14 protein-coding genes are annotated in these 14,416 nt (G+C 65.6%); 13 read left to right on the top strand and 1 reads right to left on the bottom strand.

What is annotated here, in order from left to right:
• Position 1 precedes the first annotated feature (1 nt).
• The 13 genes from AC3A3G_RS09205 (at position 2) to AC3A3G_RS09265 (ending at position 13,233) form a co-directional block, all read left to right on the top strand.
• Positions 2-676 carry a FliH/SctL family protein gene (locus tag AC3A3G_RS09205; RefSeq protein ID WP_487488030.1) on the top strand — a complete coding sequence of 225 codons (675 nt, stop codon included), beginning with the start codon at positions 2-4 and terminating at the stop codon, positions 674-676.
• The gene (gene fliN, locus AC3A3G_RS09210) at positions 676-1,008 is read left to right on the top strand and encodes a flagellar motor switch protein FliN (RefSeq protein WP_003163531.1); all 333 of its coding nucleotides are present in this window, start codon (positions 676-678) and stop codon (positions 1,006-1,008) included. The genes AC3A3G_RS09205 and fliN overlap by 1 nt, the downstream gene beginning before the upstream one ends.
• Positions 1,009-1,050: 42 nt before the next feature.
• Positions 1,051-2,463 (top strand): sigma-54-dependent transcriptional regulator FlbD, encoded by a 1,413-nt coding sequence (flbD, locus tag AC3A3G_RS09215; RefSeq protein WP_200166153.1) that lies wholly within the window; start codon positions 1,051-1,053, stop codon positions 2,461-2,463.
• Positions 2,464-2,467: 4 nt separating this feature from the next.
• Positions 2,468-3,346 carry a class A beta-lactamase gene (gene bla, locus AC3A3G_RS09220; RefSeq protein WP_487488031.1) on the top strand — a complete coding sequence of 293 codons (879 nt, stop codon included), beginning with the start codon at positions 2,468-2,470 and terminating at the stop codon, positions 3,344-3,346.
• Positions 3,347-3,393: 47 nt separating this feature from the next.
• The gene (gene flhA / locus AC3A3G_RS09225; protein ID WP_487488032.1) at positions 3,394-5,493 is read left to right on the top strand and encodes a flagellar biosynthesis protein FlhA; all 2,100 of its coding nucleotides are present in this window, start codon (positions 3,394-3,396) and stop codon (positions 5,491-5,493) included.
• A 54-nt stretch (positions 5,494-5,547) separates the two neighbouring features.
• Entirely contained in the window at positions 5,548-7,083 is a 1,536-nt protein-coding gene (locus tag AC3A3G_RS09230) for a sensor histidine kinase (RefSeq protein WP_200166158.1), read from the top strand.
• A complete protein-coding gene (locus AC3A3G_RS09235) occupies positions 7,080-7,502 on the top strand; it encodes a response regulator (protein WP_243637659.1) in 423 nt (140 codons plus the stop codon). The genes AC3A3G_RS09230 and AC3A3G_RS09235 overlap by 4 nt, the downstream gene beginning before the upstream one ends.
• A 3-nt stretch (positions 7,503-7,505) precedes the next feature.
• The gene (locus AC3A3G_RS09240) at positions 7,506-8,549 is read left to right on the top strand and encodes a sensor histidine kinase (RefSeq protein WP_487488033.1); all 1,044 of its coding nucleotides are present in this window, start codon (positions 7,506-7,508) and stop codon (positions 8,547-8,549) included.
• Between the two features lie 62 nt (positions 8,550-8,611).
• Positions 8,612-9,082, top strand: coding sequence for an NUDIX domain-containing protein (locus AC3A3G_RS09245; protein WP_368925333.1), 471 nt, complete (start codon positions 8,612-8,614; stop codon positions 9,080-9,082).
• A 61-nt stretch (positions 9,083-9,143) separates the two neighbouring features.
• Positions 9,144-9,326 (top strand): CsbD family protein, encoded by a 183-nt coding sequence (locus tag AC3A3G_RS09250; RefSeq protein WP_487488034.1) that lies wholly within the window; start codon positions 9,144-9,146, stop codon positions 9,324-9,326.
• Positions 9,327-9,539: 213 nt separating this feature from the next.
• Positions 9,540-10,907, top strand: a complete 1,368-nt coding sequence (locus AC3A3G_RS09255; protein ID WP_487488035.1) for a glycosyltransferase family 2 protein — start codon at positions 9,540-9,542, stop codon at positions 10,905-10,907.
• On the top strand, positions 10,892-11,875 hold the full coding sequence (locus AC3A3G_RS09260; protein ID WP_200166170.1) for a hypothetical protein: 984 nt from the start codon (positions 10,892-10,894) through the stop codon (positions 11,873-11,875). The genes AC3A3G_RS09255 and AC3A3G_RS09260 overlap by 16 nt, the downstream gene beginning before the upstream one ends.
• A gap of 92 nt (positions 11,876-11,967) precedes the next feature.
• Positions 11,968-13,233: a hypothetical protein gene (locus AC3A3G_RS09265; RefSeq protein ID WP_487488036.1), complete on the top strand. Its 1,266-nt coding sequence runs from the start codon at positions 11,968-11,970 to the stop codon at positions 13,231-13,233.
• Here the strand turns inward: AC3A3G_RS09265 and AC3A3G_RS09270 are convergent.
• Positions 13,230-14,408: a vWA domain-containing protein gene (locus tag AC3A3G_RS09270; RefSeq protein WP_278449354.1), complete on the bottom strand. Its 1,179-nt coding sequence runs from the start codon at positions 14,406-14,408 to the stop codon at positions 13,230-13,232. The two genes, AC3A3G_RS09265 and AC3A3G_RS09270, sit on opposite strands and share 4 nt — an antisense overlap.
• Positions 14,409-14,416 lie beyond the last annotated feature (8 nt).

Consider the following 14,416-nt stretch of genomic DNA (forward strand, 5'->3'; position numbering starts at 1 on the left):
CATGAGCGCGCTTCCCTCCAACGCCGTGCCTTTCGCCTTCGACACCGAGTTCGGGGCCGACGGCGCCGTGCTGCGCGCCTCGACCTGGCAGCCGGCCAAGCGGTCCTTCGCCCCCGCCGAGGTCGAGGCCCTGGTCGCCCAGGCCCGGCTGGAGGCCCGTCAGCAGGCCCTGTCCGAGGTCGAGGCCCTGCGCGCCGACGCCTTGTCGATCATGGCCCAGTCGACGGCGCAGGCTGCGACCCTGTTGCGCGGCGTGGCCGAGTCGCACCGCCGCGAATCCGCAGAACTGGCCCTGGCCGCCGCGCGGGTCATCGGTTCGGCAGCCTTCGATCGTTTTCCTCGTCGTCCGTTGGAAGCCGCCATCGAGGCCCTGGGGCAGGAGATGGACGCCACGCCGCGTCTGCTGGTCCGCGCCTCGGGTCTGGACGACGAAGGGCGCGCCCAGATCGAGGCCCTGTGCGCCCAGGCCGGTTTCTCGGGACTGGTGGTGTTCCGCGATGAACCGCACCTGCCCGCCGCCGCCTTCGCCCTGGAATGGGCCGACGGCCGCGCCGAATTCGATCCGGCCGAAGCCGAGGCCCGCGTGGCCGCCGCGCTCAACGCCGCCCTGGCCGCCGAAGCCGGCCACGCCGAGCCGCCCCTCGAAGGCGGCGCTCATGACAGAAGGGGCTTCTGATGGCCACCGACGATCTTTCGCTTGAGGAATTCGGCGAGTCCACCGCTCTGAACCTGGCCGATGAGGGCGGCGAGAAGTCCGCCGTCGACCTGGCGCCCGTCTTCGACGTGCCGGTCAACATTTCGGCCGTGCTGGGCAAGGCCAATATGTCGGTGGCCCAACTGCTGAAGCTGAACAAGGGCTCTGTGCTGGAACTGGACCGCAAGGTCGGCGAGGCGATCGACATCTTCGTCAACAACCGCCTGGTGGCGCGCGGCGAGGTCGTCGTCGTCGAGGACCGGCTGGGCGTGACTATGACGGAAATCATCAAGACCGAGGACAAGGGCGCCTGATCGGCCGCCCCGTCACGGACAGGATTCTGAAGGAGTAGGGCGATGCGTCTTCTGGTGGTGGGTCGTTTAAGCGGCCAGCTGGCGACGGCGGTGAAGATGGCCATGGCGCACGGCGCCAAGGTCCAGCACGTCGAGCGCGCCGATCAGGCGACCGAGCAACTGCGCCGGGGGCAGGGCGCGGACCTGCTGATGGTCGACTACCGCATCGACATCGCCGCCCTGATCGCCGCCAACGACGCCGAGCGCATCCATGTGCCGGTCGTGGCCTGCGGCGTCGACGCTGACGCGCGCGAGGCGGCCGACGCCATCCGCGCCGGGGCCAAGGAGTTCATCCCCCTGCCGCCCGAGGCGGATCTGATCGCCGCCGTCCTGTCGGCCGTGGCCGACGACGAACGGCCGATGATCTCGGCCGACCCGGCGATGAAGCACGTCATCCAGTTGGCCGATCAGGTGGCGCGTTCGGAAGCCTCCATCCTGATCACCGGCGAAAGCGGCGTGGGTAAGGAGGTGATGGCGCGCTATCTGCACGCGCACTCGCGCCGTGCGGACAAGGCCTTCATCAGCGTCAACTGCGCTGCCATCCCCGACAATCTGCTGGAATCCGAGCTGTTCGGTCACGAGAAGGGCGCCTTCACCGGCGCCGTCGCGCGTCGGATCGGCAAGTTCGAGGAGGCCGACGGCGGCACGCTTCTGTTGGACGAAATCAGCGAGATGGACGCCCGGCTTCAGGCCAAGCTGCTGCGCGCCATTCAGGAGCGGGTGATCGACCGCGTCGGCGGCGCCAAGCCGGTGCCCGTCAACATCCGCATCATCGCCACCTCCAACCGCGACCTGGCCAAGGCCGTGGCCGAGGGGACATTCCGCGAAGACCTGCTGTACCGGCTGAACGTGGTGAACCTGCGCCTGCCGTCCTTGCGCGAACGCCCCGGCGACATCGCGGTGCTGGCTGATCATTTCGTCAAGAAATACGCCGCCGCCAACGGCGTGCCGCCGCGCGCCATCGGGGCCGAGGCCAAGCGCGCCCTGGTCGCTCACCGCTGGCCCGGCAACGTGCGCGAACTGGAAAACGCCATGCACCGCGCCGTCCTGCTGGCGGCGGGGACCGAGATCGACGTCGACGCCATCCGCCTGCCGGACGGCCGCCCGCTGCTGGGCGGGGGCGAGGGGGCCTCGACGCCCGCCGCCTCGGCCTATGACGCCGGCGTGGCCGGTCAGGCGGCCCAGGTCGCCGACGCCGTGACCCGCAGCTTCGTCGGTCAGACCGTGGCCGAGATGGAGAAGACCCTGATCCTGGACACGCTCAGCCACTGCCTGGGCAACCGCACCCATGCGGCGACCATCCTGGGCATCTCGATCCGCACCCTGCGCAACAAGCTGAACGAATACGCCGACGCAGGCACGCCGATCCCGGCGCCTCAGTCGGGCGTCGCGGCCGCCTACGGCGCGGCGGGCTGATCCGATGCGCGCCGACCGTCGCACCTTGCTGATCGGCGCGGGCGCCCTCGCCCTGGGCGCCTGTGCGCGCGCGAGTGAGCCTGCGGCGGCTGAACCCGCCGTGCTCGACCTGTCGGCGCTGGAGGCCCGTCACGGCGGTCGTCTGGGCGTGTCGGTCGCGACCGAGGGGCAGCGCGCGGCATGGCGCGGCGACGAACGGTTCGTCTATTGCTCGACCTTCAAGATGTATCTGGCGGCGGCGACCCTGCTGCGCGTGCAGGCGGGGCAGGAGCGGTTGGACCGGGCGATCCCGGTGACGCAGGCTGACATGATCAGCCACGCCCCGGTCACGGAACCGGCGGTCGGTTCGACCCTGACCATCGAGCAGTTGATGAAGGGCACGGTCGAGGTCAGCGACAACCCCGCCGCCAACATCCTGATCCGTGAAATGGGCGGGCTGGACGCCTTGCGCGCCTTCTATCGCGGCATCGGCGACGACAGCACCCGCGTCGATCGCCTCGAGCCCGAGATGAATCGCCAGGACGGCGACAAGGACACCATCACTCCGGACCAGTCCGTGCGGAACATCCAGCGGTTGCTGGTCGCCGCCGATACGCCGCTGAGCCCGGCGTCCAAGGCTCTGCTGATGCGCTGGCTAGTGGATACGCCGACGGGGCAGGGGCGGATCAAGGCGGGCGTTCCGGCGGGCTGGGCCGTGGCGCACAAGACCGGCACCGGCGGCTATGGCCCGGTGAACGACATCGGCGTCCTCTATCCGACGGACGGCGCGCCCATCGCCATCGCCGTCTATTTCCACGCCACGAAGGATTCGACCGACGCCCAGCGCGAGGCTGTGATCGCCGATGCGACCCGGCAGGCGCTCAAGGCGCTGGGGCATGGCTGAGGGCCGCCGAATCCTGTCATCAGGCGACATGACCTTCGCACGTCGTCATGGCTGACGCGCCCATCCTGATGAAGGACGGCATGGCGCGCCCCACGGGGCGTGACGCGCTCGGCTGGCTGATGCGCGGCGAGGTCGGCATGGCGGTCGGCGTCATCGCCGTCATCATGCTGCTGATCCTGCCGATCCCGAAGATGCTTCTGGATCTGCTGCTGGCGATCTCGCTGGTGTCCAGCGTGCTGATCCTGATGACGGCCGTGATGATGAAGCGGCCGCTGGACTTCGCCATCTTTCCCACGGTGCTGCTGGTCTCGACCCTGTTCCGGCTGGGTCTGAATCTGGCCTCGACGCGGCTGATCCTCAGCAACGGTCAGGAAGGCCACGACAGCGCCGGCAAGATCATCCAGGCCTTCGGCGAGCTGATGATGGGGGGCAACTTCATCATCGGGGTGATCATCTTCGCCATCCTGCTGGTGGTGAACTTCGTGGTCATCACCAAGGGCGCGACCCGCATCGCCGAGGTCTCGGCCCGCTTCACCCTGGACTCCATGCCGGGCAAGCAGATGGCCATCGACGCCGATCTGTCGGCGGGTCTGATCAACGAGGATCAGGCCAAGCTGCGCCGCAAGGAGCTGGAGCAGGAATCGACCTTCTTCGGGGCCATGGACGGCGCCTCGAAATTCGTGCGCGGCGACGCTGTGGCGGGCCTGATCATCACCTTCATCAACGCCATCGGCGGCCTGCTGATCGGCGTGGTGCAGCACGGCATGCCCGCCATGGAGGCGGCCAACACCTATGTCCAGCTGACCGTCGGCGACGGCCTGGTGACGCAGATCCCGGCCATCATCGTCTCGGTCGCCGCGGGCTTCCTGGTGACCAAGGCCGGGGTCGAGGGTTCGGCGGACAAGGCCTTCGTCGCCCAGCTGGCCAGCAATCCGGTGTCGCTGGGCGTGGTGTCGGGCACGGCGGGGCTGATCGGGCTGATCCCCGGCATGCCGTTGCTGCCCTTCGCGGCGCTGGCGCTGGGGACGGGCTTCATGGCGTGGAAGCTGGGCCGCGACCGGCTGAAGCCGCCGCCCGCCGAGCCGGTGAACCTGAAGCCGAAGGAAGACGTAGAGGAGCCGATCTCCACCGCTCTGACCATCGATGAGGTGAAGATCGAGCTGGGCTACGCCCTGCTGGCCCTGATCAACGACCTGGAAGGCCGCCGCCTGACGGACCAGATCCGCGCCCTGCGCCGCTCCCTGGCCCAGGAGTACGGCTTCGTCATGCCCAGCGTGCGCATCCTCGACAACATGCGCCTGCCCAATCAGGGCTACGCCATCCGTATCAAGGAGATGGACGCCGGTTCGGGCGAGGTGCGCCTCGGCTCCCTGATGGCGATGGACCCGGCGGGCCGTCAGGTCGAGCTGCCCGGCGAGCATACGCGTGAACCCGCCTTCGGCCTGCCTGCGACCTGGATCGACGAGTCCCTGCGCGAAGAGGCGACCTTCCGCGGCTACACCATCGTCGACCCCTCGACGGTGCTGACGACGCACCTGACCGAAATCCTCAAGGAGAACATGGCCGAGCTGCTCTCCTACGCCGAGGTGCAGAAGCTGCTGAAGGAGCTGAAGGGCGAGGAGCAGAAGCTGGTCGAGGAGCTGATCCCCTCGGTCGTCACCGTGACCACGCTTCAGCGCGTGCTTCAGGCCCTGCTGCGCGAGAAGGTGTCGATCCGCGACCTGCCCGCCATCCTGGAAGGCCTGGCCGAGGCGGCGCCGCACACCACCAGCGTCGCCACCCTGGTCGAACACGTGCGCGGCCGTCTGGCGCGTCAGCTGTGCTGGCAGCACAAGGCCGACGACGGCGCCCTGCCCATCGTCACCCTGTCGCCCGAGTGGGAGCAGGCCTTCGCCGAGAGTCTGATCGGCCCCGGTGAGGACAAGCAGCTGGCCATGGCGCCCAGCAAGCTTCAGGACTTCATCCGCGCCGTCCGCGACGTGTTCGAGCGCGCCGCCATGACGGGCGAGAACCCGGTCCTGCTGACCGGGCCGCAGGTCCGCCCCTACGTCCGCTCCATCATCGAACGCTTCCGCGGTCAGACGGTGGTGATGAGCCAAAATGAGATTCATCCCAAGGCTCGGCTCAGGACGGTCGGCTCAGTCTAGGTCGCGGCGTGGTAAAGGCTGGACACGGCTTCGACGGCGAATAAGGTTCGGGGCATGAAACGCATTCGGCCGGCCCTGCGCACCTTCGGAATCTTCCTGCGCACCCCGACCCTCAGTCGCTCGATCATAGCTCTTCTGGCGCTGGCTATCTTGCTGCTGATGGCGGTGAATGCGGCCACTTTCGTCATGATCCAGCGGACGGCGACGTACAACGATACCGTGGATCACAGCCAGCAGGTGCGCCTGGCGGCCAAGGACATGTTGATGCTGCTGACCGATGCCGAGACGGGGCAGCGCGGCTTCATGCTGACGGCGCGGGCCGAATACCTGGGTGTCCATGACAATGCTGTGGCCAAGCTTCCAGACGTCATCGACCGGATGGAAACGCTGGTTGACGGCGACGAAGCCCAGGTCGGGCGGGTAGAGAAGGTGAAGGGGCTTTACCGAGAGCGCCTGGCGCTGATGAACAGCACGATCGAACTGACCCGAACGGGACGGATCGGCGAGGCGGTGTCTCTTATACGAGGCGGGCGGGGCAAGGCCCTGATGGACGCCATACGGGTCGAACTGGCCGCCGTCGACGCCGTCGAGGCGCGTCGCCTGGCCGAGCGCACCCGCCAGTCCGAGCGGGCGCAGACGATCACCGTGGCGGTCAACGCCCTGGCGGCTGTGCTGGTCCTGCTTCTGGCGGGGATCAGCGTCTGGCTGGTGCGCCGCTACGTGGCCGAGATCGAAGAGGCGCATTTCGAGCTGGACCGCGTTAACGCCGGGCTGGAGAACGAAGTCCGCGACCGCACCGCCGAGCTGACCCGCGCCAATGAAGAGATTCAGCGTTTCGCCTATATCGTCAGCCATGACCTGCGTGCGCCCCTGGTCAACGTTATGGGCTACACCTCGGAATTGGAGCAGGTCAGCAAGACTTTGGACCATCAGTTGACGGCGCTCGAGACGACCCACCCCGAATTGGTGGATCCCGAGGCGCTACGCGCGGTCCGCGAAGACGCGCCCGAGGCGGTGGGTTTCATCCGTACCTCGACGGCCAAGATGGACCGGCTGATTAACGCCATCCTCAAGCTCTCGCGCGAGGGGCGGCGCGCTTTGCTGCCTGAGCGTTTGGACATGACCGGCATGGTCCGCGCCATCGCCGATACGGTCAGCCATCAAGTGACGGAAACGGGTGGTGAGATCACCATCGGAGCCCTTCCGACGATGGAGAATGATCGTCTGTCGATCGAGCAGATATTCGGCAATCTGATCGATAATGCGGTCAAGTATCAGCAGGCGGACCGTCCCATCCGTATCCAGGTGAGCGGTCAGGACGAGCCGGACGGCTGGGTGTCATACGCCGTGCGGGACAACGGTCGAGGCGTCTCGCCCAAGGACCATGAGCGAATCTTCGAACTGTTCCGGCGCTCGGGCAAGCAGGACAAGCCGGGCGAAGGCCTGGGCCTGGCCTTCGTGCGCAACATCGTCCGTCGCATGGGCGGCTCCATAGACGTCGAGTCCCAGTTGGGCGAAGGCTCGACTTTTCACATTAAATTTCCGAAACGTCTGATTATGCTGAGTGAGCATCAAGGAGACCGCCTGTGAGTCATTCGGTGAAGATCGTCATGGTCGAAGACGACCATGGCCATGCCAAACTCATCGAAAAGAACATCCGGCGCGCGAACATCGCCAACGACATCGTCCACTTCGACCATGGCGACGCGGCGCTGGATTACCTGTTCAGCGACGAAGTGCGCCGCAGCGGGCCTTTGCTGATCCTGCTGGATCTGAATTTGCCGGACATGTCAGGGACCGAGATTCTGGAGCGAGTGAAGGCGGACGAACGCCTGCGACGCGCCCCTGTCGTCGTCCTGACCACGACCGACGACAAGGTCGAGATTCAGCGATGCTACGACCTAGGCTGCAATGTCTACATCACCAAGCCCGTGGACTATGAAGCCTTCGCCGGCGCGATCCGCCAACTGGGTCTGTTCCTTTCAGTCATGCAAGCGCCCGAGATCTGAAGCGTGAATCAGGTCGGGGCCGCCATCCGTCTTTTGTATATCGATGACGACCGCGGTCTTTCGCGGCTGGTCCAGAAGGAATTGGAGCGTCACGGCTATCTGGTGACCTGCGCGCCGGACGCTGACGCGGGCTATGAGGCGTTGAAGGCGGGCGTGTTCGATGTCTGCGCCCTGGATCACTACATGCCGGGACGCGAGGGGCTGGATGTTCTGCCCGACATCCTGGCTCTGCCGGAACCGCCGCCGGTGGTTTACGTCACGGGGGCCCAGGACGGGCGCATCGCCGTGGCGGCCCTGCGCGCAGGCGCGGCCGACTATGTCATCAAGGACGTTTCCGAGGACTTCACCGCCCTGTTGCGCTCAGCGGTCGAAGACGCCCTGCTGCGCCGTCGTCTGGAGCGTGAGAAGGAAGAGGCTCTGGAGGAGGTGCGGCAGGCGCGCGACCGGGCTGAGGCCCTGCTGCGCGAGGTGAACCATCGCGTCGGCAACTCGCTGCAACTGGTGTCCAGCTTCATCTCCCTGCAACTGCGGCAACTGGCTGACGAGGGCGCGCGGGACGCCCTGCGAGAGGCGCAGGTGCGTATCGAGGCGGTGGCCCACGTCCATCGTCGCCTCTACACCTCGGCGGACGTCGAGCGGGTGCAGATGGACGAATACCTGGCCGGGCTGGTCGAGGAACTGGGCAAGTCCATCGGTCCCGACAGCGGCGGGGCGCGACTGACCCTGCGCGCCGAGGCCTTGCAGGTGACGACCGATCAGGCCGTCTCCCTGGGCGTCATCGTTACGGAGCTGGTCACCAACGCCGTCAAATACGCCTATGAGCCGGGCGCGGCGGGCGAGATTCGCGTGCTGCTTGAACGCCTGGAGGATGGGCGTCGCGCCCAGCTGACGGTCGAGGATGACGGACCGGGGTTGGGCGACGGCCTACCCAAGGGCACGGGCCTCGGCTCCAAGATCATCTCGGCCATGGCGGGAGGGCTGCGTTCAACGATCGAGGTGGATCCTGTTCACCACGGCGTGCGTGCGCGCCTGGCGTTTGATCTCTAGATCATCGTTTCTTCGTCATTTCGGGCTTTCGCGGGTCGAACGACAGGCGCTAGTCTTCCTTGATGAAGCTTCAGTTCGGCACGGCCCGTCCGGGTCTTGATTACATCCATCGTCCCGCCGTCTTCGGCATCGCCGAGCGTGACGGCCGCCTGGCCTGTGTTCGCGTGGATAGAGGCGACGGCGCGGCTTATTTCGACCTGCCCGGCGGCGCCGTGGACGGCGAGGAAAGCGAACAACAGGCTCTGATCCGAGAATTCGGCGAAGAGACGGGCCTGGTCGTCGAGCCGGTCGATCGTCTGGTCGAGGCGGCTCAGTTCTTCCACAAGTCGGACGGCGCGCCGGTCAACAACGTCAGCGGCGTCTGGACGGTGCGAGTGACAGGCACTGACGAGACGCTAAAGCAGGAGGCGGATCACGCCCTGGTCTGGCTGGAGCCGCTCCAGGCCCTGTCCAGCCTGCGGCATGAGGCGCACAGCTGGGCGGTCGCTCGATGGCTTCGCGATCATGGCGCTCCCATTACGGAACCTCGCTGATCGAAAAAGGGTTGTTTTCCTGAGGGACGCCGTCCCGGCGTTCCCTGGCAGGGAGATCCTAATGCCCGACAAAGATCGTATCGAAGGCGCCGCCAAAAACGTCGGCGGCAAGCTCAAGGAAGCAGCCGGCAAGCTGACTGGCGATGAAAAATTGAAAGCTGAAGGCCGAGCCGATCAGGTCGCCGGCAAGGTCCAGAACGCTGTCGGCGGCGTGAAGGACGCGCTGAAGGGCGACCGGGGCTAGAGCGTCTGGGCAGGCGTCGCCGCTGTGCGGCGCCTGCTACTCGCCTGATGCAAGAATTTACAATTTGTTTGAAGTAAGTGCCGTAATATTTGGTCTCTGGTTACTACGTTTGAGATTGTCGATTTAAGAAACGACGATTTTTCAATCGTCATCCGCAAGACGTTCGTGGGACCTGTGATGTCCGATAGAGTGTCTGATACGAAAGCAGGGCCAATGGCCGTTGTTCAGGAAACGACGACGGCGCTGCCGCGCCCTTATCGTCGGTTGTATTTGCCGATCCCCGCCAAGTTCGCACTGGCCCTGACGCTGGCGATTGCTTGGACCGCGCTTAGCGTCTGGCTGTCGCAGCGGTGGCTGGCCGATCTGGCCAACGTCAGCAGTTGGATATTCGCCCTCATCGCCATCGGTTTCATCGCCTATGTGCCGGGATTCATGAACGCCTTTCTGCTCGGCACGCTCTTGTTCGACCGCAGGCCGCCGCGCATCCGGCCGACGTCCTATCCGCCGGTCAGCGTTCTTGTCGCGGCATACAATGAAGCGTCCGGGATCCGCGACACGCTCGCTAGCCTGGCGGCTCAGACCTATCCCGGCTCCTATGAGGTGCTGATCCTCAACGACGGTTCGACCGACAATACGGTCGCGATCGCGCGCGCGGCCATTATCGAACTTGGCTTTCCGCCAAACGCTGACGTGCGCCTGCTCGACTATACGGTCAATGCAGGCAAGGCGGCGGTACTCAATCGCGGCCTGAAGGAGGCCCGGCACGATCTGATCGTCACCATCGACGGCGATTCCTGGGTGCGCGACGACGGCCTGGTCCAGATCGTCGAGCGATTGCTGACCGATCCGCCTTCCACCCAGGCCATTGCGGGCGCCGTCATGGTCCGCAACTCACGCCACAACTTCCTCACCCGCTCGCAGGAATGGGACTATTTTCACGGCATCGCCGCTGTGAAGCGAATGCAATCCATGTATCATGGCACCTTGGTGGCTCAGGGCGCCTTCTCCCTCTACCGGCGCAATGCGCTGGAGGAGGTCGGCGGATGGCCGGAATGCGTGGGTGAGGACATCGTCGTGTCCTGGGCCATGCTCGAGAAGGGGTATCGCATCGGCTACGCTGAGGACGCCCTGGCGTTCACCAATGTGCCGACGCGGTTCAAGCAGTTTGCCCTGCAGCGCAAACGCTGGTCGCGCGGCTTGATCGAAGCCTTCAAGGCGCACGGCGGCCTGCTGCTGAAGCCGCGTCTGACGACCATCTTCATCTGGTGGAATCTGTGCTTCCTGCCGCTGGACCTCGTTTACACCTTCATCTTCATCCCCGGTCTGGTGCTGGCGCTGTTCGGTATATTCTGGATCGCCGGGCCGTTGACGCTGGCGGTGCTGCCGCTGGCGGCCCTGTGGAACATGTTCATCTTCCGCATCCAGCGCCGCATGTTCCACCGCGAAGGGTTGAAGGTGCGCCGCAACTTCGGAGGCTTCCTCTTCTACGCCCTGGGTTACAGCCTGGTGATGCAGCCCGTCTGCGTGTGGGGCTACGGCGCCGAACTGCTGGGGATGAGGAAGAAATGGGACACCAAATGAACGTCCTGACCGGGGGCGCCGTCCTGGCGCTCGTCCTGGCGGCCGCCGTCTCCGCCCAGGCGCAATCTGCGCCCGAGACGGCCCAGCAGACCGCTCGCGTTGAACATCCGGACAGCGTATCCGCAGGCTTCCTGCCGTCCTACGCCGTCGGCGCGGACCTGTTCGCTTCGACCGACGCCGACGACACCGACGTGATCAAGGCGGGGCTCAACCTCGACTGGCGCTACAAGGGGCCGGACGATTACCTGGGCTTGCGGATCGAGACGGCCAGCTTCAAGCCGCTGGGCCGGAAGTCGACCGAAGATCAACGCTTCTATCTGCGCTTCGCCGACCGGACTGGCGACTGGTCATGGAAGGGGCAAGTGGGCACGGACGGCGACACCGTCCTGGGCGCGGTCAGCGTGCACAACGAGGCCCGTTTTCGTCAGGAGTACTTTATCGAGCGCGAGATTCTGGAAACGCCGCGCGGTTTGGACGAGGGAATCTACTACACCTTTGTCGGCGGGGCTTTCGATCTACCGATCAATGATCGCAACAATTTCACCGTCGTGGCGGGGGTTCAGGACTTCACCGGCGACAACGTTCGCACGCATTTCCGCCTTAACTACATCCATGTGCTGAAGCCCGAGTGGGGCCTGTCCGCCCAACTCCGCACCCGCTACTTTCACAGCAGCGACCCGGGCGAGTACGATTATTTCTCGCCCGAGAACTACATGGAAGTCATGCCGGTGCTGCAAGTGCGCCGCTATTATGGCGGTTGGCGCTACGTGATCGCCGGCGGTCTGGGCGGCCAGAAGGAAACCGGTAGCGATTGGCGCAGCGCTCGCTATTTCAACGCCCAGGTCACCAGTCCACCAGTGCGGGAATGGGCCTTCACTGCGGGCCTGACTTACAGCAATACGCCGGTCGCCAGCGGCTACACCTACGATTACACCCAGGTGAATTTCGGCGTGACGCGCGCCTTCTGATCCGTCTCTGGTTTCCATCTCCTCGCCATAGTTATACCGGAATCGCTTCTAGTATCGCTGTCATGTCAGTCGCTGCATGGGGGAAGCGCGGGATGTGGTCGCGTCGGTCGGTGCTATGGGGGACGGCGGGTCTGGGCGCGGCGTGTGCGACGTCGGTTCTGGCGCAGGAGGCGCTATCCAACGACGAGCTTTTCTTTACCGAAGGCCGCTATCTGCCGACCTACCTCGACCTGAAGGCCAAGTCCGAAGCGGGTGATCAGGCTGCGCGTCAGATGCTCAGCCAATTCGCATCCTTCCTGGGGGATGAGGCAACCGCCGTCGGTCTGGACGAACGGCCGCCTCATCCGTCTGTCGTTCCGCCCGACCTGGACGGCGCCGTGGCGCGCGATGCGATCGACGCCATCGTTGAGGCGGCCGGAAACACCCGTATCGTCATCCTGAATGAAGCGCACAATGTTTCCGGACATCGCGCCTTCGCCGCACGGGTGATGCGGGCGCTGCGCCCGCTGGGCTACGACTGGTTCGCCGCCGAAACCTTCACCCAGCCTCAGCCTGTGCCGCTTGTCCGGATCGGCGCCTATGCGAATGGCGCGCCCTTCCTGGCCAGCTACGGCTATTACACCCACGATCCGGTCTTCGCCGAGATGGTGCGCGAGGCGGCCCGGCTCGGCTACCGCTTCTCGGACTATGAACAGCGCTTTGACCAAAGGGCGCCCGAGGGCGCGGACAGCGCCGCGCAGATCGCCGCGCGTGAAGAGGCGCAGGCCGACAACCTGATCGCCAACATCCTGGCGACTCACCTTTCCGCGCGCGTCTTCGTCTTCGTCGGCTACAGTCATGCGATGGAGATTGAAGGACGCGGCGGGCTGTGGTTCGCCGCGCGCCTGAAGGCCAAGACGGGCATCGATCCGCTAACCATCGAGCAGTCGAGGAACTGGCCCGCGATCGCGCCTCAAAACGATGCCCCACACGTGGCCGCCGTCCTGGCCCGTTTCGCGCCCGATGCGCCGATCGTGGCGTCAAAGGGCGGGGAGAGCATCGCTTCGCCCAGCTATACTGGAAAGATGGATATGTCGGTCTTCCATCCGCGCATGACGCCTGTGGCGGGCCGCCCGGGGTGGCTGGCGGCGGATCCCGAGCGACGGCGCGTGACGATCAAGGTTCCCCCGCTGGACGAGCAGGTGCTGATCCAGGCCCTGTCGATGGCGGAAGCGACGGCCGGTCCGCCGTCGGATCACTATCTGCTGCCGCCCGGCGCGTCGGAGGCGACCTTCTTCCTTCACCCCGGCCGTTATTTCTTCCGCCAGGAGACCGCCGCAGGCATTCAGCCGGCCTTCGGCGCGCTCAGCGTCGATTAGCGCGCCAGCGTCCGCATGGCCCGTTCCAGCCCTTCCAGCGTCAGGGGGAACATGCGGTGCTCCATCACCTCGCCGATCAGGCTGACCGAGGGGGTGTAGCTCCAGTGGCGCTCGGGCACGGGGTTCAGCCAGACCGACTTGTCCCATTGTTCGCGGGCGCGTTTCAGCCAGACTGCGCCGGCTTCCTCGTTCCAGTGCTCGACCGAGCCGCCGGGCATGGTCACTTCATAGGGCGACATGGTCGCGTCGCCGACGAAGATCGCGCGCCAGTCGCCGGGGTATTTGTGGATCAGATCCCAGGTGGGGATGCGTTCGCTGTGGCGGCGGCGGTTGTCCTTCCACACCCCTTCGTAGAGGCAGTTGTGGAAGTAGAAGAACTCCAGGTTCTTGAACTCGGTCCGCGCGGCCGAGAACAGCTCTTCACACAGCTGTATATGGCCGTCCATCGAGCCGCCGACGTCGAGGAACAACAGCACCTTGATCGTATTGCGCCGCTCGGGCCGCATGTGGATGTCCAGCCAGCCCTGACGCGCCGTGCCGTCGATGGTGCCGTCGATGTCCAGTTCCTCGGCTGCGCCTTCGCGGGCGAAGCGGCGCAGGCGGCGCAACGCCACCTTGATGTTGCGCGTCCCCAGTTCGACCGTGTCGTCCAGGTTCCTGTATTCGCGCTTTTCCCAGACCTTGACCGCGCGGCCGTGGCGGCCGGGGCCGCCGATGCGGACGCCCTCGGGGTTGTAGCCGCCGTGGCCGAAGGGGCTAGTTCCGCCCGTGCCGATCCAGCGGTTGCCGCCCTGGTGGCGTTCCTTCTGTTCCTCAAGGCGCTGTTTCAACGTCTCCATCAACTGCTCGAAACCGCCAAGCGCTTCGATCTGGGCCTTCTCCTCGTCGGTCAGGTATTTTTCGGTCAGCAGGCGCAGCCAGTCCTCGGGGATGTCGGCGGTGATCTCTTCGCCGGGGCTGACGCCCTCCAGCCCCTTGAACACCTTGCCGAAGACCTGATCGAAGCGATCGTAGTGCTTCTCGTCCTTGACCAGGACGGCGCGCGACAGGTGGTAGAAGGCCTCGACGTCGCGTCCCGCCACGCCCTTGTCCATGGCCTCCATCAGATGGAGCCATTCCTTGAGCGACACAGGCACCTTGGCCTCGCGCAGGGCGGTGAAAAAGGGCAGCAGCATGGGCCTAG

The sequence above is a fragment of the Brevundimonas sp. Soil_N_31 genome, assembly GCF_057655995.1.